Below are 18,738 nucleotides of genomic sequence, written 5' to 3'. Positions count from 1 at the left end.
CCCTTCAGCGACTGGCCGTCAAAACGCCAGCGCGAACGAATACTTCGGCATAACGTCCCGCTGCGCATAACCGAGGAAGCCCGGATCGAACTTCACCGCCTTGAGTTCAATCACCACGTAGCAGCGGAGCTTGAGGTGGTAGAAGAGTAGGTCGGCGAAGAATTCGTCACCGTTGATCTCCAGCCGCACTTGCCGTCCCACGAAGGCAAACCCAAGACCCAGTTCCAGCAGGAACTTCGTGTAGCTTCGTTTCGATGTGGTGACCCAGGACGGCGTGGGACCAGCCGTTGGCGACAGTTTGGGCCATGTACCACAGCTTTGTTTCGCTGTCTGGGACCTTTTCAATGAGCAGGACGTGATGGCTCCACGGCAATGTTGCAGACACCGTCTGCAACATTCGAAAATCAGGCCACGCCTCAGCAAACGGCTTCATGTAGCGGAGATTTCGCGGTGAGAAACCACGCGCCCCTGGGATTCGTTCTTTGAGACCTGTGAACGGCGCCTCTCCTTCAACCCAGGCGTCATGTCCTGGCGGGATGGTGTTTGAATCGCCAGGGGCTAAGTTGAATCGGCTTCCGTCGGAAGTCTCGACGACCAGACGGCAGGAAACACAGCGCCAGCCCGGTTCAAATTTGAAGCGACCGACGGCGTAGTCGCCGACGGACACGATGTCCACCTCCATCTTTCCGTAGGGGAAATGGGCACGGCCTGTTTGGATCCGCATGTGCGAACCGGACAGTGGAAGCGGCTGGGGCCCGCGCTGAGCACGTCACCGGCAAGGCCAACGCATGAATCGCTTAGGCTGCCTGCCTCCTCAGATCCATGCGGGTTGTCGATACCCGGCGGGCTGTTCCGCTTACGGGAAGAGCGACGTACCCTAGGGCTGGGAGGTGGTTGCCATGGAGGCATCCCAGGGAGACCGCATTATCATCCGGGGAAAGACGGTCGAGTCGTCAGACCGGCACGGTGAGATCATCGAAGTCAAGGGTGCAAATGGTGCGCCGCCGTATCACGTCCGATTCGACGACGGCCACGAGACAATCCTGTACCCGGGTGGAGATTTCGCCGTCGACCGGAGTCAGGCACCTACTACCTGAAACGCTCCGACCTGGTGCTGGCAAATGGTCGGACTTTTACCTCTGGGCATTGTCTCCACCCTCTCCATCCGAGGAGTCGCTTGGCCGATCCCTGGCGCACCGTAGCTTTGCCCCGGACCAACTTCGTGGTGCGGCAGCTACTTCAGTTGTCGAGAAGTGCTCCGAAGCCGTTGCTTGGACGAGTCTCCAGGTTCCGGAACTGACCGACCTTCAGACTCGCGTCGCGGCGCCGGCAACTCTGGCCTCTGCCGCCGACGCCGAAGCAGCCAAACGCTTTGAGCTGCTGATGTACCAGGCCCCCCTCGCCGCACTTAACGCGGCGGCCGCCGTCGAGCCCTATCGCAAAAGGATAAAGGACACCGCGTCCGCCCTGCGGGAACGCCGCAAGGTGGTGTCCACCAGCTTCGAGGACACACTGTGGGAAATTCTCGGGGGACTGAAAGGCCCGGTGACCGGGTCTGTTGATCTCGCCCGATACCGTGAGAAGGCTCGGCCGTACTTGCAGGGGTTCCTGGGCAACATGGCGATCCATCGCCGGCGCCGTGGCCTGCCACTGACGGAGACGGACCTTTCTGAGCTCCAGCGCTTGTTGATTGAGAGTGGCGCAGGTTCGCCCGAATCGCCCTACAGCGACGCGGCGCCGACGGGGCCGGAGAGTTGCTTCAGGATGCTGACGCGGGCTTCCTTGCCGAAGCACTGGAGCGGGTACGCGTTTCGGCGATGGCGGGACGATCCTGTTCACTGCCAATCTTGCAACGCCCCGTTGCAAGATTGGGCGGAGGCGGGAAGCGCGCAGCGCGTTGCACAATTGGAGCCCGCGGGGTTCGACTGCCTGCTTTCGAGGGGAAAGAATGGAGGGGGCCCGCGCTCCACTACTCTCCAGAAGACGTGTGATGCAGGGACCTGACAGTAGCGAGCCATCTGGCAGCGGACGGCGACGTCCCCTCCCGGTGCTCGCGGAGGGGACGTCCGCCGGACTGTCCAAGCCGTGACGGATCAGGTGTCGGGGCCGGCAGTGAAGTAGTTGTGGAGGTCGTAGTATGTGACCTTCGGAGCCTCAGGGAACCCTACCTCCATGCTGAACGGGCCGATCTGCTCCTTCGCGAAAGCATCGTAGAGCTCGCGGGATTTCCAGATATCCGTGATGAGCATTCCGTTCTCTGTAGCCGTCACCCAGTGGGACAGGGCTCCGGCCGGACCGGGTCCGCCCGGGGTGAGGCCCATCTTTTTGACCACCTCGTCGTATTGCGCCAAGGTGGCGCCGTTGAACTCCATACTGACTGCGACTGGCATGTTCTTCTCCTCACAACCTGCAGGCCGTCACGTTGCGGACTGCGAACGAATCGGTATGTCTCGTAGTACGCCCGGCAGGACATTTCGTCAACACCCGAACGCTGAGAAGCCGGCCGCAACACACGGTCTTCTCCAAGCGGGCGGCCTGAACGACCATGTCGGCCGGCGCACTGGAGGTCATCAATAGTCGGCCTCCTGAGTGCTAGTTTTCCGAACCGGGGGCCCTTACTCCCTTGAACATCACCCACCCAAGGCGTAGAAGTGGACTGCCGGGATCGGCGACTACGTCCACGAGGAGAACTTGATGGCTGATACAGTCCAGTCCGCTGATGGAACGACTATTGCTTACGGGCAGACAGGGAGCGGCACCCCTCTCATTGTGATTGGCGGGGCGCTGAACTCGCGCCATTCCGCCGGTTCCCTGGTGCCATTGCTCTCGAAAAACTTCACTGTGGTCACCTACGATCGCCGCGGGCGAGGCGAGAGTACGGACACGCTGCCGTACGCCGTCGAGCGTGAAGTAGAAGACGTTGCCGCGCTGGTCTCAGCTCTGGGAACGTCAGCCCTCGTGTACGGGCATTCCTCCGGCGCCATAATTGCTCTGGAGTCCGCGGCGGCGGGCGTCCCCATCGGCAGGCTCGCGGCCTACGAACCGCCTTACCTTACCGGGCAGGGGGGTGAAGAACCATGGGAGGTCTTCGCGGAAAAGGTGCAGCGGCTCGTGGATGAGGGCCACACGGATGCGGCGGTGGAGGAATTCATCCGGCACACGGGGTCGGACTTTGACGATGGCATCAAGCAGACTCCGTGGTGGCCAGCCCTCACGGCGCTGGCGCACACTCTGCCCTACGACCTGGCACTCACCGGCGACGGGGCTGTCCCGGCGGAGCGGTTTTCGCGGATTACCGCACCAACCCTGGCACTCTACGGCGGTGCAAGTCCGGCCTGGGCGGAAGCATCCACCGCTGCGGTGGCCGGCGCCGTCCAGAACGGCCGGCAGGACGCCGTCGAAGGCCAGGACCACGCGGTGGCCCCCGAAGCCGTGGCACCGGTTCTGCGGGACTTCTTCCGCGACGGAAACGCCGGCGTCTGATGCCCAGACTCCGGGTCCACAACCTGTCAGTCTCACTGGACGGCTATGTCGCCGGTCCGCACCAGGACGCCAGCCACCCGCTGGGCGTGGGCGGCGAGCGCCTGCACGAGTGGGCATTCGCCACTGCCACCGGGCGGCGCATGTTGGGTCACGACGACGGCGGCAGCACCGGTGTGGACGACACCTACCTTGAGCGAGGCGATGAGGGGATCGGCGCCACCATCATGGGCCGCAACATGTTCGGGCCCATCCGAGGACAGTGGGCAAACGAAGACTGGACCGGCTGGTGGGGGGATAACCCGCCGTACCACCACCCCGTATTCATCCTGACCCACCATGCCCGGCCACCGGTGACCATGCAGGGAGGAACGACGTTCCACTTCGTGACGGACGGCATCGAAGCGGCCCTGGAACAGGCGTTTGATGCGGCAGCCGGGTCCGACGTCCGGTTGGGCGGCGGGGCGGCAACCGTGCAGGAGTACCTGCGGGCCGGGCTGGTCGACGAGCTGCACGTGGCAGTGGTGCCCGTGCTGCTGGGCGGCGGGGAGAGGCTCTTCGACAACCTCGACGGCGGTCCGGACGGTCTGGAGCTGGTGGAGTTTGCCGCCTCTGAGGGGGTGGCGCACATGCGGTTCCTGCGGTGAGGCACGTAGAAGCCGCCACATCCAGGGAGCCTCCCCGGTTCCACGGCCCCCGGGATCCCGGCGATGCGTGGGTTGAAGGGGAACAGGGGCGCTTTTGGGGCAGGTTCGGCGCGGCAGGAGTCCTGGTCTACGATTCCGACCAAGGCATTCTGCTCCAGCACCGCGCCGTCTGGAGCCACAACGGCAGCACCTGGGGCCTGCCCGGCGGGGCGCTCCACGAAGGCGAGAATGCCGTGACCGGCGCGCTGCGCGAAGCGTATGAAGAAGCCGCCGTTCCGCCCGAGTGCGTCCGCGTATTGTTCACTTCTGTGTTCGACGTGGGCTATTGGTCCTACACCACCGTCGCGGTACAGGTCATCGAACATTTCGAACCGGCTATCACTGACCCCGAGAGCATTGAGCTCCGATGGGTACCGGTGGCCGACGTCGACCGTAGGGAGCTGCATCCCGGCTTTGCCACGGCCTGGCCGGTGCTGCGACGCGCCCTGACACATGTCAGGTGAGTGATGCCGGCGAGTTCATCGATGCCGCCCTTCAGCGCGAAGGGGATTGGTACCGTGCGCAGGACGCGCGGGGGCGCCTGGGCAGCGAGCTGCGGTTCTTCGGCGCTTCGGTCGGTGCAGTCCGGGGAACCGTGCGGGATGCCGGCCGCCGCCACCCAGGCCTGACGCATGACCAGATCACCGCGCTGAGCTCCGAGCTGTGGGCCGTGCCCGTATTCGAGCGTCGCCTCGCCGCGATTGTCCTGCTGCAATCAAACGTCCGTCTGCTGACGAACTCCGATCTGACGCGCATGGAAAGCTTCGTGCGGGATGCGCGGCTGCGCGCCCTGGTCGATCCGCTCGCCGTCGACGTCATCGGGCCCATGATCGAAGAGCTGGAAGAGCCGGGCAGGACCAGGGCTGAAGGAGTCCTCGATCGATGGGCAGCCGACGCGGACATCTGGTTGCGACGCGCGGCCGTGCTGTCCCCGCTCCGAGCGCTTCGGGCAGGAGCAGACGGCTGGGCCGGGTTCACCCGCCGTGCCGCGATGGTGCTGGCGGGGGCCCCTGGCGCAGGTGAAGACGGAATCATTGTCCGTGAGGCGGTCGCCCTGGTCCTTGATGAGATGCCCGCGACACACTGAACCGGTGGAGACGGCGCCCTGCATCCTCCCGGCCGTCAGAAGTCTTTCCCGTACTCCGCCGTCACCAGAATGGGCAGATGGTCGGACTTGCCCCTGGGTAGAGTCTCCACGCTCTCAATGTCCAGGCCCAGGGACGTGGCGAAGTCGAAATGCCCCTTGAAGACCTTGTAGCGCGTGTAGGTCCGGCGGTCGCTGAGCGACAGGGCGTAACCGGAATTCTTCATGTGGGTATCGAGGTTCTTGGTGAAGAACGGGTAGTTGAAGTCGCCTACCATCAGCGTCATGAGTCCACTGCCCATGCTCAGCAGCTCCGCGTGGGCTGCATGGATCTGCTTCCTGCGCAGCGAGTTGGAGGCCGTCAGAGGTGCCGCGTGGAAAGACCCGATCACCAGCTCGTGCTGGGTCTCGTTGTCGATGACGCGGGTGCCGATCAGCCGTTCGTGCGCCGGGGCCAGAACCCTGTCGTGCAATGATTTCTTCAACGCAAAGGAGTTGGTCTCCAGCGCGGTGAAACGGTCCGCACGGTAGTAAATGGCCAGCCCCAGCCTGTTTCCCTTGGTGACGTCAGCGAGGTGCAGCGGTCCAAGCGTGGCCGGGAGGTCACCGGAGTCGCACTCCTGGAGACACAGGGCATCGATCCCGAAGTTCGCGGCCAGATGGGCCAGTTCGCCACTCGCTTTGTGCTTGCGGAGGTTGTAGCTAATAACTCGCATCAGTGGAACACCTCTTCCGAGGGTTGCTAAAAGGAACCAGTCACTGAGTCTACCCAGACCATCCGGCGCACCACGGAAACATGACGGCGCGTCCGTGCTACGGCATTTGTGAACCCGGCCGGATTCCGCGGATAGAGTTGGTTGAGATTCAATCGGAACGAGCGAAAGGGTCAACGTTGACCACTGCACTGCCGGAACTTGCCGGGGGCGACTTCTACTATCAGACGTTGGGCGGCGGACGATTCCGTTCAACTATCCATGCGCAGGGCGCCTGGAACGAACACGAACAGCACATGGCACCGGCGTCCGGGCTGATGGCGGACTGCCTGGAACGGCATAACCCACGGGCAGACATGCGCATGGCCCGGCTGAGCTATGAGATTCTTGGCCTGATTCCGGGCGGCGAATTCGACGTCGTCACGTCAACGCTCCGGCCGGGCAAAACCATTGAGCTGCTGCAGGCTGAACTGGTGGCCAACGGGCGCGTGGCCATCCGTGCAACCGCCTGGCGCATGATCACCAGCGATACCTCCGCCGTCGCCGCCGTCGAGGATGTCACCATCCCGTCGCCCGACGAATGCAAGCCGTACGACGGCGCCAGCATCTGGCCGGGCGGGTACATCCGCTCCCTGGAGATGCGCGTGGCTGCCGGCCACCGTCCCGGGGCCGGGAAAGTCTGGCTCCGCACGGATCACCCGCTCACGGACGTGTCCGACAGCGGTGACATGGCGCGCCTTATGGGCTTGGTGGACACCGCCAACGGAATTGCCGCACGCGTTGCGCCGGGCAAAGGCAGCTACGCCTTCCCGAACCTTGACCTGCAGATCCACATGCACCGCAGGCCCGACGGCGAATGGCTGGGACTGGATAACGCGGTCTCTTTCGGGACCGACGGCATCGGCCTCACATCAACGGTGCTGCACGACCTGGCCGGCCCCTTTGGCCGTGCTGAACAGATCCTCACACTGCGCAAGAGCTAGCAGGCGCCGGGTGAAAAGGCATCGACTTCAGCCGGAAAGCATCGATGACGGCGAACACGGCAGCGACGACCAGGAATTCCAGAATGACCGTAAGGGAGCTTAGCAACATGCATCAGTCGTGGGACGGATCGCGTGACCTGACAATTGTCAGGCAGGAGCACTCGCTCGGTGCGGCCCGGGATCTCGAGTTCGGCCTGGAGCTGTTGGGCCAGGCCAAGACCGGCAGGATCGGCCCAACTCTCCGGCTCTACCGGCCCCTACCCACGGTGGCCTTTGGGCAGCGTGACACCCATCTGCCGGGATTCGAGGCAGCCGCCCGGGCCTGCCGTGACCATGGGTTTGAGCCTCTCGTCCGCAAGGCAGGCGGCCGCGCTGCCGCTTACCACCAGGGCACGCTGGTGATCGATCACGTAGAGCCCCGCACCGATGCAATCGCCGGCGCCAAGGGACGGTTTGCGTTCTTCGGCGAGCTACTGGCGCAGGCGCTCCGGAGCACCGGAGTACACGCCGCCGTCGGCGAAATTCCCGGGGAGTACTGCCCGGGCGAGTTCAGCGTCCACGGCGTCGATCCCGAATTCCCCGCCCACCTGTTCAAGTTGATCGGTACGGCCCAGCGGGTGGTGTCCGGCGGGTGGCTGTTCAGCTCGGTGATTGTGGTGGAAAACTCCGCACCCATCCGCAGTGTGCTGACGGACAGCTATGCGGCACTCGGCCTCGACTGGGACCCCGCTACCGCAGGGTCTGTAGCCGACCTCATGCCGCACCTCGACGTCCGGGCAATCGAGGACGCCGTCATCGCCACGTACGCCACCTACGCACCGCTTGTGCGCGGTGATTTCAGCAGCCTGCGGGCCTAGCTTCCACTCCTGGCGCTACAAGCTGACACTCCTAGTGGCCCCGGGCAATCCAGTCGTCCAGATCCGGGGCTTCGGTGCCGATCGTGGTGCTATCGCCGTGGCCGGTACGGACCACCGTTTCCGGCGGCAGCGTCAGCAGCCGGGTCCGGATGGATTCGATGATGGTGGGGAAATCGCTGAAGGACCGGCCGGTGGCGCCCGGCCCGCCCTGGAAGAGCGTGTCGCCGCTGAAGAGGGTTCCTTCGCTTTCCAGGTAGAAGGACGTTGACCCGGGGGAGTGGCCCGGCGTGTGGATGGCCTGCAGTTTGGCGCCGGCCACGTCAAAAACGTCACCGTCGCTGATGGCATGATCCGGCTGCACGGCGGGGTACACAGTGCCCCACAGCGCCCAGTCCTCCTGGTGAAGGTGGATCGGGGCCTGGACCAGATCCCAGAAATCGCCGACGGAACCGATGTGGTCATCGTGGCCGTGGGTGAGCAGGATGGCTTTGAGCGCCCGGCCTTTGACAGCAGCCGCGACAGCCGCGGCATCGTGCGCGGGGTCGATGACGATGCATTCATCGTCATTACCCACGATCCACACGTTGTTGTCCACGTCCCAGGTGCCGCCGTCGAGCGAAAACGTGCCCGAGGTGACCAGGTGTTCAATCCGCAGCTTGCCCGGCGAAGCCGTCACAGTTCCACTACCGAGCGCAGCACGGAACCGGCATGCATCTTCTTGAAGGCTTCCTCGACGTCGGTGATGCCGATGCGCTCGGTGACGAAGGCGTCGAGGTCTAGCTTGCCCTGCTTGTAAAGGTCCACGAGCATCGGGAAGTCGCGGGACGGAAGGCAGTCGCCGTACCAGGAGGACTTGAGGGATCCGCCGCGGCCGAAGACGTCCAGGAGCGGCAGCTCAAGGGTCATCTCCGGCGTCGGGACACCCACCAGCACCACCGTGCCGGCGAGGTCGCGGGCGTAGAAGGCCTGCTTGTACGTTTCGGGACGGCCGACGGCGTCGATCACCACATCCGCGCCGAAGCCGCCGGTGAGTTCGCGGATCTGCTCCACGGGATCGCCCTTGGAGGAATCAACCGTGTGGGTGGCACCGAGTTCCTTGGCCCGCTCGAGTTTCTTGGCATCGATGTCTACGGCGATGATGGTGGTGGCCCCGGCGAGGGCGGACCCGGCAATTGCTGCGACACCAACGCCGCCGCAGCCGATGACTGCAACTGAGTCGCCACGCTTGACACCGCCGGTGTTGATGGCGGCGCCGAGGCCGGCCATCACGCCGCAGCCGAGCAGGCCGACGGCGGCAGCGTCGGCGTCGGGGTCCACCTTGGTGCACTGGCCCGCGGCCACCAGGGTCTTCTCGACGAAGGCGCCGATGCCCAGGGCAGCGGAGAGCTCGGTGCCGTCCTCCAGTGTCATCTTCTGGGTGGCGTTGTGGGTATTGAAGCAGTATTGTGCCTGGCCGCGGTTGCATGCACGGCAGTTGCCGCAGACGGCGCGCCAGTTCAGGACGACGCGGTCGCCGGGGACGACGTCGGTGACGTCCGGGCCGACCGCGCTGACCACGCCGGTGGCCTCATGGCCCAGCAAGAAGGGGAAGTCGTCGCTGATGCCGCCGAGCTTGTAGTGCAGGTCCGTGTGGCAGACGCCGCTGGTGAGGATGTCCACGAGGGCTTCGCCCGGACCCGGCTCCGGAACCAGGATGGTTTCGAGTGTGGCCGCGGCGCCCTTGGAACGGACTACGACGCCTTTGACTGCATGGACCATGTATATCTCCCCTTGAGCATCTTGGAATGCGGACGGATGTCCGATATCGACATCCCACTGTCTATCACAGCGGGCAGACAGGATTCTAGAGTCTGTTGCGCTATCCGCTACATGTTGCGCATTGATATACACATGCGAGAGGCCGGGTAATCCGGCTTCGGGGACCATCTGCGGCCGTATGGTTTTGTGAGACATCTTGTTATGAGCCTTTTCTCGCATGACCGACCGAAGGAAATATACGCAGCGGTTCAGGGATGAAGCCGTTGAGCTGGTGATTTCCTCTGGCCGTCCGATCGCGCAGGTGTGCGTTGATATCGAAGCGGAGAAGGCGAACCATCCGATCGCGTGGTTGTGCCGCGCCTTGAAGGTCTCCCGGGCCTTGTTCTACCGGTGGCGTAACCCGGCCGGCCCGTCGCCGCGGGCTGTGCGGCACGAACAGTTGGCCGCTGAGGTTACCGGGTTGTTCGAGAAGGAAAAGGGCCGTGACGGCAGTGACCAGCTGACCCTGATGCTCAATGCCAAGGGCGTGGAGGTCTCCGCCCCGACGGTGGGCGCGATCATGCGCTAGAAGGGCCTGCGGGCCGTGCGCGCCAGGGCGTGGAGGTCTCCGAGAAGGTCACCGAGCACCGGCACGACCGGACCCTGCTGAGCATGCCCGGCTTCGGCCCGGTCCTCGGCGCGGAGTTCCTCGGCGCCACCGGCGGAGACCTGAGCGTCTTTGAAACCGCGGACCGGTTCGCCGGCGTCGCCGGACTCGCCCCCGCACCCAGGGACTCCGGCAGGATCACCGGCAACCACCACCGCCCCCGCCGCTACGACCGCCGGCTGCTCCGGGTGTTCTACCTCTCCGGGCTTTCGGCGCTGAAAAGCTGTCCCGCCTCCCGGACCTACTACGACCGCAAACGCACCGAAGGTAAAACCCACATCCAGGCCATGCTCTCCCTGGCCCGGCGCCGCCTCAACGTCCTCCGGGCCATGCTCCGCGACGGCACCACCTACACCCCGGTCCCGGCGCCGGCAGCCCGGCTGGCTGCCTGACCCGTTAATCTCTGGGCACCCCAGTGAACTGCAGCCGCCACGGGGGCACGACTGTCCTACAGTTGGGTGCCGTAGATGAATGCCTTCGCGTGGTCTACGGCCTTTCTGAAGGCATCGTTGCGGAGGGTGATCTGTTCTTCGGTGTTCGTCTTGCCTGCCTCGGTATAGGGGGTGTGCCCGGGGCGCAGTACCCAGATGTCCCCGGCGGGCGGAAGGTAGAAGACGCCGAAGGAGCGGTGCCGGGGGTCTTCGGCCCAGATGGGGACCACAGCTACCGCAGCACCGGTGTCCGCGTTGATCCATTGGGCCCGGGGCAGGGGTTGTTCGTGCACTGGCGAGCCGCTGGCCTGCTGTCTGTGGGCCGGTGCGGAGGGGCTTTCCCATCGCACCGGGCCGATGATCAGGGCGGCGTCGGACGAGTTGTGGGGTCGGTGCGGCGGTCCAGGCTCCGGCAATGGAGGCCTCTGCCGCTGCCGGTCGAGGGCGGCCCGCTTACCGGGGTCCCCCAGGACGGCATAGGCGTCCATGATGTCGTGCAGTTCCTGTGCTCTGGACTCCCGTTCTGCGGGCACGGCTTCGGCCGGGGTGGTGTCGGGATGATGGGTGCGCATCAGGGCCCGGTAGGCGCGTGTTACGTCACCGGCGGTCGCTGCTGGACCCAAGTGGAGAACGTCGTATGGATCCGGGCTGTGTTCTTTCATGGTCCGGGTTTTTCGTCAGCTGTTCGTTTCCTGTTCGCGCCAGGGGCCCCCGGGAGGGCTGGGTGCTGACGTGTGGGGATGGTCCCCGGCCCGTGGGGCCGGGGACCATCGGTGCGGGAGGCATCGTCGGGGGCCGCTTTTTTCGGTGCGCAACTGGCGCGGTGGCGTGGCTACTGTGTGCATCGCCCTTTTACTCTTACGGCGGTCGGTCCAATGCTCCCGGTCCTGCGGGCCTGACCCTGGGGATCAGGCGTTGATTTCCTGGCGCTGGTTCTTCTCGGATGCGATCTCGATGCGGCGCGGTTTGGCCTTTTCGGCCACGGGGATCCGCAGCGTCAGCACCCCGGCGTCGTAGCTGGCCTTGACGGCGTCGGTATCCAGGGCATCGCCGAGGATAAGTTGGCGGCTGAAGACACCGCGGGGCCGTTCGGCGGCGATCAGTTCCGTCTTTTCACCCGCCGGGTCCTTGCGCTCGGCCTTCACCGTCAGGACGTTGCGTTCGATATCGATGTCCACCGAATCGACGGCAACGCCGGGCAGGTCGAACGCGACGACGAATTCTTCCCCCTCCTGCCAGGCGTCCATAGCCATGGCGGCCGGCCGGGCTGTGGTGCCGAGGACCTGCTGGGCGAGCCTGTCGAGCTCGCGGAACGGGTCGGTACGCATCAGCATGGTCTCCTCACTCCTTACAAATCGTTCCTTAATCATTCAGTTCCAGCCGCTTATCTGTTGTGGCTGGTATATATTTTTATAGCACTGGAGTGAAACTGGCGCAACGGGTTTTTCCAGGGTTTTGAGGAGGATCTGATGGAGCCAGAAACCGGGAGAAGGACGGCGGTATATGCCATCTCGGTCGCCGCCGAGATGGTGGGGACAGGTCAGCAGAACCTTCGACTTTATGAGCGCAAAGGCCTGCTGGAACCCGGGCGGACAGTCGGGGGAACACGCCGCTACAGTGAACAGGATCTGGTGACCCTGCGCCGGATCAGCGCACTGCTCCAGGATGGTCTGAACCTGGCCGGCATCCGCGTCGTCCTTGAACTTGAAGCGGCCAACAGGTGCCTGCAAATGCAATTGGCTGCCGCCCGGCACCGGCGGGGCTAAGTGTTTTACCCACGGAGGTTAGTGACATGCGGCGTGGCTAAGCCTTGATCCACCGAGCGGCCTGAGCGGATGGTCTGAATCCGGTATCGGCGGTTTTGCGGGCTGGGGGCATGCCGGGATGGTCGGCCTTGCTGCCGTTAGTGTTCCACTGGTGGTCCTGGTTGCGCCGTGTGGCTGGTTGGTGTGGGTTCACACCGATTGCGGCGGCGGGTAGAGGTGGTCGAAGAGGGTCTGCCATGGTGTTTGCCAGGGCCAGGCTTCTGGGAGATGAAGGCGGATTTTCCCGGCGCTGGTGGCGATGCGGGCCGGGACGTGGATGAGTTTGCGGCGGATCGTGCCGGTCCGGGCCTTGCCGAACGGACCTGCGGCGAGGAGCCCGGCGGCGCCGGTGAGGTTATAGGCCATGACCGCGGTGACCAGCCAGGCCGAGTTCGCCGCGAAAACACCTGAGGGCATGTGGGCCAGGGCCGCCGTCGCGCGCGGCGCGGGTGAGCCTACTGGTCGACCTGCACGGCGTCGCGGCCGTTCAGCGGCTGGACCGGCCGGCTGTTGCCTGAATGGGCCGTCCGCAGCGTGGCGATCTGCTCCGCTCCGAGCTCGATGGGCGTCTCCAGCAGCAGCCAGCGCACGCTTTCCGAGCAGGGGGGAGTGGTGAGGCTGCCGTCGTACGCGAAGTGGTCCAGGGACGCCGGGAACAGTGCCGCGAGGTCGACGATGCCGGCCGCCACCTTCTGCCCGCCGGCTGCGGTGGGTGCCGCGTCAATGAACGGCGCCCACGCCGCATTGACGGCCCCCGCTGTGGCGAGGACCCCGACGACGGCGAGCCCGGCGTCGTCGGCCTGGTGGACAAAGTGGAACTCGGCCTCGTGCCGGACGCCGTTCAGCGTGTGCTCGGACGGGGCATGGAAGTGCATCTGCTTGAAGGCGTACTGCTTGCCGCCGACGGTGATGCTCTGGGGCTTGAGGGCGCGCAGCTCGGTGGTGTGGCCGTTGTCCGTAACCTCGACTTCCGACGCCGAGTAGGCCCGGGTGAGCGGCGGCCAGGAGAGCACGGAGCCGCTCCGCACATCGATGGGGGACTGGGCTGTCCCGGACGAGCAGGAGCCGAAGTCGGAGCTCAGGGTGCCCCAGTTTTCGGTCCCTTCGGCCCCTTCGTAGGACCAGGAATGGGGCGCCTGGGAGGATGCCGCGGTGCCGGTGCCGGTGCCGGTGCCGGGGGCGGACTTGGTGCAGCCTGTGACAAGTGCCAGCAATCCCAGGCCGGATCCAACAATCAAAGACTTCCTGGTCATCATCGTGGCGCTGCGCATTTCCATCCTTCGGTTTGTCGTGGGCCAGCGGGGAGGGTCCGGGCTGGACTTAAGACAAGTACCACGGGAAGTGGCGGCGGGTCTTGTCATGGGGCCTCGCTGCGGGATGTGACCGGCCGCTCAGCTCAGCTTGCCCCGCACCACGAGATCGAACACGGGGCGCGGTTCCGTCCATAGCGGGCACTGTCGGATCCCCTCGGCGGCACATCTGCTCCCAATCCTGGGCCGGCGCCGAACCAGCGGACGAGGGCCGCACTGACGTGACGCCGTCGTCGTTCCCGTGAAGGCGGCGGTCAGCAATCGGCCACTGCGAATTCCGGCGCGGGGTGATCTCCAAGCCTTGGTCCACCGATGACGATCGGGGCGCTGACGGCGGCCTAAACCGAGAATGCCTGTCTTTTCAAGGAAAATGAAGCGCCCCAAGCCCCGATCCACGCATCCAAACAAAAACGCGGGCCGGCCAATCAGACCGTCGGTGGATCAAGGCTAAGTGACATGAAGACGTGACCTGGCTGAACATGATCTCCGATCAGTCCGTCGGGCTGGCGGCCGAGGTGGTGTCGGGCACGCCGAAGGACACCCTTCACTTCGTGGACCTGCTCTACAACCCCGACGGCGGCCAGCGGCCCGAGGAGCTGATCACCGACCAGGGTTCCTACTCCGACATCGTGTTCGGACTGGTCACCATGCTGGGGTTCGACTACCGGCCGGTCCTCGCGGACCTGCCCGACGCCAAGCTCTGGCGGATCAACCGGTCAGCCGACTACGGCCGGCTCGACAGGACCGCCCGGGGGAAGATCGACGTCGAGAAGGTCCGCCGGCATTGGCCGCACATCTGCCGCATCGCCGCTTCGATCCACACCCGCGAGGTCTCCGCCCACGATGTGATCCGCATCCTGCAACGCGACGGCCGTCCGACCGATCTGGGCGAGGCGGTGGCTCACTACGGCCGGATCTTCAAGACCCTGCACGTCCTCACCTTCGTCGATGACCCGGCCCACCGCCGGGAGATGAAAGCGATGCGCAACCTCCAGGAGGGCCGCCACGCCCTGGCCAGGCACATCTTCCACGGCCGCGAGGGCAAGCTCCACCAGGCGTACCGTGACGGGCAGGAAGACCAACTCGGCGCCCTGGGCCTTGTGTTGAATTGTGTGACGTTGTGGAACACGGTCTACCTCGACCACGCCCTGACCGCGCTGCGGGAACAGGGCTACCCGGTGCTCGATGCCGATGTCGTCCGCCTGTCGGCGTACGTGCGCCGGCACATCAACGTCCACGGTCACTACTCCTTCCAACTTCCGGACCTCGCCGGCGGCCGGCGCACTCTGCGCGATCCCGACCGCGACAGCGACGGGGAGTAAGAAGAGCCTGAGAGGGGTCGCTGCAGAAAACGGATCGCATCGTACGTTTGTAAGTTGGGTAACAATGTCAACTGAACTCGGACCCAGGATGGCAATCTAAGGCGAGACCATCTGAGTGGGGTGTTGCGTGATCGCAAACTAGGCTGGGACCACTGTGGGGAGGTGACTTTCCCCCAGAGTCGTGCTGATCGGAGTTGTTGTGGTGTCTGTTGTTCTTCATCCGGATGTGGCTGTTGCGATTGAGGTGTGTGGTCGACTCGGTGCGGGGCGTCTGGCGGTGGCGCCGGAGCCCGACAACGCCGAGTACGGCGCTGTGGTCTCAGTCACCGGCGAGACGCGGTTTCGGGCGGGCAAGCTGACACCGACGAAAGCGGGATTGTTCGTCACGGTGTGGCGGCGCGCCAGTGACGGGTCAACCGAACCATTGTCGGCCGAAGACGGTTCGCAGTCGCTGGTGATCGCCGTTCGAGAGGGCGACAACTTCGGGCTCTTTGTTTTGCCGAAGAGCGCGCTCGTTGAGCGCGGGATCGTTGCTATTGGTGGCGTTGGCGGGAAGCGCGGATTTCGGGTGTATCCGCCGTGGTCAGCGACGGAAAACCCCCAGGCGAAGCGGTCTCAGAAGTGGCAATGCAGATTCTTCCTCGACCTGGGCGATTGGGACGTCGACCTGCAACGGGCACGCCGTCTCTTTGATGCGACCTAGGCATCGCTACAGAAATCGGGCAATAAGGGGTGTCGGAAAACGACCATCTACCGACGCCCCGACCCTGCCGGCGACACGCCGCGAAATCCATGTCGAAAACCCGCGCCGGAAATCAACGTCGGCAAACCCTGTGCTACGGGTATTAGCGACACATGTTGATCGGATATGCGCGCGTCTCCACCGCCGACCAAAACCCCGACCACCAAACGGACGCCCTCGCCCGCGCCGGCGTCGACCTCGCCAAACATTTACCTCGACCACGCCAGCGGTGCCAAAGCCAGCAGGCCCGAGCTCGACAAGGCCCTCACCTCCGCCAACCGGGTCGGTGACCAGCTCGTCATCACCCGCCTCGACAGACTCGGCCGGTCGGTACTACACCTCGTCACCCTCGGCGCAGATTGGACTGCTATGGGGATTTCGGACAGTGGGCCCTCCTAAAATGGGGGTTCCATTGAAAGTGAGAACAGCAGCATGTCTGCGTCACGTCGTACATTTACCCAGGACTTCAAGGACGATTTGTGCCGTGAGGTCATCAGCACTTCCAAGCCTGTCGTAGAGGTCGCCAAGGCCTATGGCGTCGGGGCCGAGACCCTGCGTCGCTGGTTGATCAAATACCGTGAAAGCAATGGCGGTACCGAGACCCCGGCGACCGTTGCCGATGTGGCCAGGTTGAAGGAACTGGAGAAGGAAATCCAGGACTTGCGGGCTGAGAATCTATTCTTGAAAAAAGCCAGCGCTTACTTCGCGAGGGAGCAGCGGTAGTGAGCAAGTATGAATACATTGATTCCCAGAAGAATGACCCGTCCGAGACGAATCCGGTGACGAAGATGTGCCTCTGGCTGGCCGTCTCGACCTCGGGGTTCTACCACTGGCTCAAGCGCCCGCAATCGGCCACCGCGGCCCGCAGGGACGCCCTGGCAGCCCGTATCCACCGCTTCTTTGACGATTCCGACGGCACCTACGGGTACCGGCGGATCCACGCGGACCTGGCCGCCGCCGGGACCGAGTGTTCAGCTGAACTGGTGCGCCGGATCATGCGTGATGAAAATCTCATTGCCTGCCAGCCGCCGAGGCGCCGGGGGGCAAGTTCGTCGGGGACATCACCTACATCCACACCTGGCAGGGATTCATTTATCTGGCCACTGTCATTGACTGCTATTCCAAGCGCGTCGTGGGTTGGGCGGTCGCCGACCACATGCGCGCCGAACTCGTCGAGACCGCGCTGCGCAACGCCGCGGCAACGACCCTGATAGCCCCTGAGGCGATCTGGCACTCGGATTATGCCGAGAAATCGTTAAGCCGGGGACTGGCCCTGTGGGCCCGTGTTTCCGCGGGTTTGTGGCTTGTTTATCGGCTTAGTGTTTCGTGCTATTTCAGTGAGTAGAGCAGCCGAAGTTTGTCTTCGCTGAGCAGTTCGGTGTTTGCTTCGCTGATCGCCGGCGTGGCGGCATTCATGGCTTCCCTCATCATGTCGAGGGTGGCAAAGGCGTAGAAGGCCGAGGTGGTGTTCATGCTTTCGTGCCCGAGCAGCTGCATGATGATCGGTAGGGGTATGCCTTGCTTGTAGAGGTCCATGGCCTTGGTCTTTCGCAGCATGTGGCAGTGGAGGTTGTTCGGGATTGATGGGCATTGTTCACGCCCGATGGTTCCTGCTTTTCTTGAGTACCGCGGCAACGGTGTCGCTGGAGAGCATGATTGGCTGCCCTTGGCGCCAGCTATAGAACAGGGGCCGCATCGCTGGCTGGGTTGCGCGTTGAGGGTGGAACTCGGCGAGGTAGACCTTGAGATGTTCAACGGTTTTCTCTCTCAGGGGAACGACGCGGCTCTTGTCCCTTTTCCCGGTGAGGGTCAGGTGTGCTGGTTTCGCCAGGCTCAGGTCGTCTAGGGTGAGTGCCGTGATCTCGCTGACGCGCGCGCCGCTGTCGTAGAGCAGGATGAGTAACGTTCGGTTCCGGCGTGATTTCAAGTCCTTGCCGTCGTACGCGGCCAGGATTGCTGTTGTCTCGTTCTCTTCCAGGTATTCGGTGGGTTTGCGTGGTTGGGATGGTGCTTTGATGTTCTTGGCAGCTTGGAATACCGCGACCAGGGTGAGTTCTTCCGAGGAAGCGAAATGCAGGAAGGCTTTGACTGCGCTCAGGCGCAGGCCGATGGTCGCGGGCTGGTATTTCTTGGCTTGGCGCATCCATACCAGCCATTCCTTGAGGAAGGCCCTGGCGAAGTGATCGAAGCTGATGTCTTGGCGGGGAACCTGTTTCTCTGCGACCAGGTAGTGGACGTAGTTCTCCAAACTGATCCGGTATGCCTCGATGCTGCGCGGGGCCATGGCTCTGACGTTGGGCAGGTAGTCGTGCAAATAGTTACGGGCATAACCCCAGAAGTCAGGCGTCGGCTCTTGCTTTGCATGTTTCATTGAAATCCCACCTCGGGAAGCACTCGTTGGCCTGCTTGGGTGAGTCCTGCGTAGTCATCCATGAAGTCCGGCGATGTGTGGATGTAGTAGAAGGTGCTATCCAACGTTGCATGTCCCATATAGCGGGCGAGGTAAGGCAGCATCGCATTGACGTCCCGGCCCTCGAGCATCCACCGTTCGATGTTGGCGTACGCAAAATGGTGGCGGAAATCGTAGGGCCGCGGTTGTTTTCCTGCGACGGCCCGAGGCAGTCCGGCTTAGCGGCTCTTCAAGGTTCCCGGGGAATGGTCTGCTGAGATGATTGCAAAGATGGCTGGCCGTCCATCTGGCCGCAGTGGCTGATCCCGAACACGGCCGGCTCCTACGCCGCTTTGCCACCTGGCAGCAGCTCCGCAAACTACGGGCCAAAGCAAACAAAGCCCCGTTGGGCGGTTCACCGGCCCAGGAAGCCCGCGAGCAACAGACCCAGGCCCTGGCGTTCCTGGCCTGGCTCACCCGCCGCGGCACGGTCCTCGACCGCACCCGGCAAGCCGATCTGGATGCCTGGCAA

The 18,738-nt window shown here is 64.1% G+C and carries 23 protein-coding genes and 5 pseudogenes; 15 read left to right on the top strand and 13 right to left on the bottom strand.

Annotation, left to right across the window (positions count from 1 at the left end; genetic code table 11):
- Positions 1–18 precede the first annotated feature (18 nt).
- Positions 19–201, bottom strand: a complete 183-nt coding sequence (locus V3C33_09490) for a PDDEXK nuclease domain-containing protein (protein XAS69453.1) — start codon at positions 199–201, stop codon at positions 19–21.
- The gene (locus V3C33_09485; protein ID XAS69704.1) at positions 167–433 is read right to left on the bottom strand and encodes a DUF1016 N-terminal domain-containing protein; all 267 of its coding nucleotides are present in this window, start codon (positions 431–433) and stop codon (positions 167–169) included. The genes V3C33_09490 and V3C33_09485 overlap by 35 nt, the downstream gene beginning before the upstream one ends.
- Positions 434–899: 466 nt before the next feature.
- Here V3C33_09485 and V3C33_09480 point away from each other — a divergent pair, with 466 nt between their 5' ends.
- Positions 900–1,097, top strand: coding sequence for a DUF1918 domain-containing protein (locus V3C33_09480; protein XAS69452.1), 198 nt, complete (start codon positions 900–902; stop codon positions 1,095–1,097).
- A gap of 996 nt (positions 1,098–2,093) precedes the next feature.
- Here V3C33_09480 and V3C33_09475 read toward each other — a convergent pair.
- Positions 2,094–2,390: a hypothetical protein gene (locus V3C33_09475; GenBank protein XAS69451.1), complete on the bottom strand. Its 297-nt coding sequence runs from the start codon at positions 2,388–2,390 to the stop codon at positions 2,094–2,096.
- Positions 2,391–2,694: 304 nt separating this feature from the next.
- Between V3C33_09475 and V3C33_09470 the strand changes: the two genes are divergently transcribed.
- From V3C33_09470 to V3C33_09455, 4 genes are read left to right on the top strand one after another with little or no spacing between them, the layout of a single operon-like run.
- Entirely contained in the window at positions 2,695–3,483 is a 789-nt protein-coding gene (locus tag V3C33_09470; protein ID XAS69450.1) for an alpha/beta hydrolase, read from the top strand.
- Positions 3,483–4,127 (top strand): dihydrofolate reductase family protein, encoded by a 645-nt coding sequence (locus V3C33_09465; GenBank protein ID XAS69449.1) that lies wholly within the window; start codon positions 3,483–3,485, stop codon positions 4,125–4,127. Before V3C33_09470 ends, V3C33_09465 begins: the two co-directional genes overlap by 1 nt.
- The gene (locus V3C33_09460) at positions 4,124–4,630 is read left to right on the top strand and encodes an NUDIX hydrolase (protein ID XAS69448.1); all 507 of its coding nucleotides are present in this window, start codon (positions 4,124–4,126) and stop codon (positions 4,628–4,630) included. Before V3C33_09465 ends, V3C33_09460 begins: the two co-directional genes overlap by 4 nt.
- Entirely contained in the window at positions 4,627–5,253 is a 627-nt protein-coding gene (locus V3C33_09455) for a DNA alkylation repair protein (GenBank protein XAS69447.1), read from the top strand. The genes V3C33_09460 and V3C33_09455 overlap by 4 nt, the downstream gene beginning before the upstream one ends.
- Before the next feature lie 35 nt (positions 5,254–5,288).
- Here V3C33_09455 and V3C33_09450 read toward each other — a convergent pair whose 3' ends face one another.
- Positions 5,289–5,966, bottom strand: coding sequence for an endonuclease/exonuclease/phosphatase family protein (locus V3C33_09450; protein XAS69446.1), 678 nt, complete (start codon positions 5,964–5,966; stop codon positions 5,289–5,291).
- Positions 5,967–6,142: 176 nt separating this feature from the next.
- Between V3C33_09450 and V3C33_09445 the strand changes: the two genes are divergently transcribed.
- Complete coding sequence (locus V3C33_09445) at positions 6,143–6,946, top strand: thioesterase family protein (protein XAS69445.1); 804 nt, start codon at positions 6,143–6,145, stop codon at positions 6,944–6,946.
- A gap of 107 nt (positions 6,947–7,053) precedes the next feature.
- Positions 7,054–7,803, top strand: coding sequence for a lipoate--protein ligase family protein (locus tag V3C33_09440; protein ID XAS69444.1), 750 nt, complete (start codon positions 7,054–7,056; stop codon positions 7,801–7,803).
- A gap of 31 nt (positions 7,804–7,834) precedes the next feature.
- Here V3C33_09440 and V3C33_09435 read toward each other — a convergent pair whose 3' ends face one another.
- Positions 7,835–8,479 (bottom strand): MBL fold metallo-hydrolase, encoded by a 645-nt coding sequence (locus tag V3C33_09435; GenBank protein XAS69443.1) that lies wholly within the window; start codon positions 8,477–8,479, stop codon positions 7,835–7,837.
- Complete coding sequence (locus tag V3C33_09430; GenBank protein XAS69442.1) at positions 8,476–9,561, bottom strand: S-(hydroxymethyl)mycothiol dehydrogenase; 1,086 nt, start codon at positions 9,559–9,561, stop codon at positions 8,476–8,478. The genes V3C33_09435 and V3C33_09430 overlap by 4 nt, the downstream gene beginning before the upstream one ends.
- A gap of 217 nt (positions 9,562–9,778) precedes the next feature.
- Between V3C33_09430 and V3C33_09425 the strand changes: the two genes are divergently transcribed.
- Positions 9,779–10,129: a hypothetical protein gene (locus V3C33_09425; GenBank protein ID XAS69441.1), complete on the top strand. Its 351-nt coding sequence runs from the start codon at positions 9,779–9,781 to the stop codon at positions 10,127–10,129.
- Positions 10,130–10,203: 74 nt separating this feature from the next.
- Positions 10,204–10,599 (top strand): annotated as a pseudogene (locus V3C33_09420) (transposase).
- 56 nt (positions 10,600–10,655) lie between these two features.
- On the opposite strand, the pseudogene V3C33_09415 reads toward V3C33_09420, so the two are convergent.
- The 3 genes and pseudogenes from V3C33_09415 to V3C33_09405 all read right to left on the bottom strand — a co-directional run bounded on the left by V3C33_09415 (position 10,656) and on the right by V3C33_09405 (position 11,972).
- Positions 10,656–10,931 (bottom strand): annotated as a pseudogene (locus tag V3C33_09415) (hypothetical protein).
- 204 nt (positions 10,932–11,135) lie between these two features.
- Positions 11,136–11,300, bottom strand: a pseudogene (locus V3C33_09410) (J domain-containing protein).
- A gap of 246 nt (positions 11,301–11,546) precedes the next feature.
- Positions 11,547–11,972 (bottom strand): Hsp20 family protein, encoded by a 426-nt coding sequence (locus tag V3C33_09405; protein ID XAS69440.1) that lies wholly within the window; start codon positions 11,970–11,972, stop codon positions 11,547–11,549.
- Between the two features lie 135 nt (positions 11,973–12,107).
- On the opposite strand from V3C33_09405, the gene V3C33_09400 reads away from it, so the two are divergent.
- Positions 12,108–12,404: a MerR family transcriptional regulator gene (locus V3C33_09400; protein XAS69439.1), complete on the top strand. Its 297-nt coding sequence runs from the start codon at positions 12,108–12,110 to the stop codon at positions 12,402–12,404.
- Between the two features lie 189 nt (positions 12,405–12,593).
- Here the strand turns inward: V3C33_09400 and V3C33_09395 are convergent.
- Positions 12,594–12,875: pseudogene (locus V3C33_09395) on the bottom strand (transposase).
- Positions 12,876–12,898: 23 nt separating this feature from the next.
- Positions 12,899–13,714 carry a carbonic anhydrase family protein gene (locus tag V3C33_09390; GenBank protein XAS69438.1) on the bottom strand — a complete coding sequence of 272 codons (816 nt, stop codon included), beginning with the start codon at positions 13,712–13,714 and terminating at the stop codon, positions 12,899–12,901.
- A gap of 503 nt (positions 13,715–14,217) precedes the next feature.
- On the opposite strand from V3C33_09390, the gene V3C33_09385 reads away from it, so the two are divergent.
- The 5 genes and pseudogenes from V3C33_09385 to V3C33_09365 all read left to right on the top strand — a co-directional run bounded on the left by V3C33_09385 (position 14,218) and on the right by V3C33_09365 (position 17,057).
- On the top strand, positions 14,218–15,075 hold the full coding sequence (locus V3C33_09385) for a Tn3 family transposase (protein ID XAS69437.1): 858 nt from the start codon (positions 14,218–14,220) through the stop codon (positions 15,073–15,075).
- Between the two features lie 181 nt (positions 15,076–15,256).
- Positions 15,257–15,778, top strand: coding sequence for a MepB family protein (locus V3C33_09380; protein ID XAS69436.1), 522 nt, complete (start codon positions 15,257–15,259; stop codon positions 15,776–15,778).
- Positions 15,779–15,930: 152 nt separating this feature from the next.
- Entirely contained in the window at positions 15,931–16,107 is a 177-nt protein-coding gene (locus tag V3C33_09375; protein XAS69435.1) for a recombinase family protein, read from the top strand.
- Positions 16,025–16,216, top strand: coding sequence for a recombinase family protein (locus V3C33_09370; GenBank protein XAS69703.1), 192 nt, complete (start codon positions 16,025–16,027; stop codon positions 16,214–16,216). The genes V3C33_09375 and V3C33_09370 overlap by 83 nt, the downstream gene beginning before the upstream one ends.
- Before the next feature lie 33 nt (positions 16,217–16,249).
- Positions 16,250–17,057, top strand: a pseudogene (locus tag V3C33_09365) (IS3 family transposase).
- Positions 17,058–17,146: 89 nt separating this feature from the next.
- On the opposite strand, the gene V3C33_09360 reads toward V3C33_09365, so the two are convergent.
- Positions 17,147–17,452, bottom strand: coding sequence for a tyrosine-type recombinase/integrase (locus V3C33_09360; protein ID XAS69434.1), 306 nt, complete (start codon positions 17,450–17,452; stop codon positions 17,147–17,149).
- Entirely contained in the window at positions 17,412–18,188 is a 777-nt protein-coding gene (locus tag V3C33_09355; protein XAS69433.1) for a tyrosine-type recombinase/integrase, read from the bottom strand. The genes V3C33_09360 and V3C33_09355 overlap by 41 nt, the downstream gene beginning before the upstream one ends.
- Between the last annotated feature and the right edge of the window lie 550 nt (positions 18,189–18,738).

This window comes from Micrococcaceae bacterium Sec5.7 (genome assembly GCA_039636785.1).
Taxonomy (GTDB): Bacteria; Actinomycetota; Actinomycetes; order Actinomycetales; family Micrococcaceae; genus Arthrobacter.
This window is presented reverse-complemented; position numbering and strand designations above follow the sequence as displayed.

Bases quoted from the DNA above. Each gene is read 5' to 3' on its own strand.
- V3C33_09485 (XAS69704.1), bottom strand. From the start codon at position 433: ATGAAGCCGTTTGCTGAGGCGTGGCCTGATTTTCGAATGTTGCAGACG.
- V3C33_09480 (XAS69452.1), top strand. From the start codon at position 900: ATGGAGGCATCCCAGGGAGACCGCATTATCATCCGGGGAAAGACGGTC.
- V3C33_09475 (XAS69451.1), bottom strand. From the start codon at position 2,390: ATGCCAGTCGCAGTCAGTATGGAGTTCAACGGCGCCACCTTGGCGCAA.
- V3C33_09470 (XAS69450.1), top strand. From the start codon at position 2,695: ATGGCTGATACAGTCCAGTCCGCTGATGGAACGACTATTGCTTACGGG.
- V3C33_09465 (XAS69449.1), top strand. From the start codon at position 3,483: ATGCCCAGACTCCGGGTCCACAACCTGTCAGTCTCACTGGACGGCTAT.
- V3C33_09450 (XAS69446.1), bottom strand. From the start codon at position 5,966: ATGCGAGTTATTAGCTACAACCTCCGCAAGCACAAAGCGAGTGGCGAA.
- V3C33_09440 (XAS69444.1), top strand. From the start codon at position 7,054: ATGCATCAGTCGTGGGACGGATCGCGTGACCTGACAATTGTCAGGCAG.
- V3C33_09430 (XAS69442.1), bottom strand. From the start codon at position 9,561: ATGGTCCATGCAGTCAAAGGCGTCGTAGTCCGTTCCAAGGGCGCCGCG.
- V3C33_09425 (XAS69441.1), top strand. From the start codon at position 9,779: ATGACCGACCGAAGGAAATATACGCAGCGGTTCAGGGATGAAGCCGTT.
- V3C33_09405 (XAS69440.1), bottom strand. From the start codon at position 11,972: ATGCTGATGCGTACCGACCCGTTCCGCGAGCTCGACAGGCTCGCCCAG.
- V3C33_09400 (XAS69439.1), top strand. From the start codon at position 12,108: ATGGAGCCAGAAACCGGGAGAAGGACGGCGGTATATGCCATCTCGGTC.
- V3C33_09390 (XAS69438.1), bottom strand. From the start codon at position 13,714: ATGCGCAGCGCCACGATGATGACCAGGAAGTCTTTGATTGTTGGATCC.
- V3C33_09375 (XAS69435.1), top strand. From the start codon at position 15,931: ATGTTGATCGGATATGCGCGCGTCTCCACCGCCGACCAAAACCCCGAC.
- V3C33_09355 (XAS69433.1), bottom strand. From the start codon at position 18,188: ATGAAACATGCAAAGCAAGAGCCGACGCCTGACTTCTGGGGTTATGCC.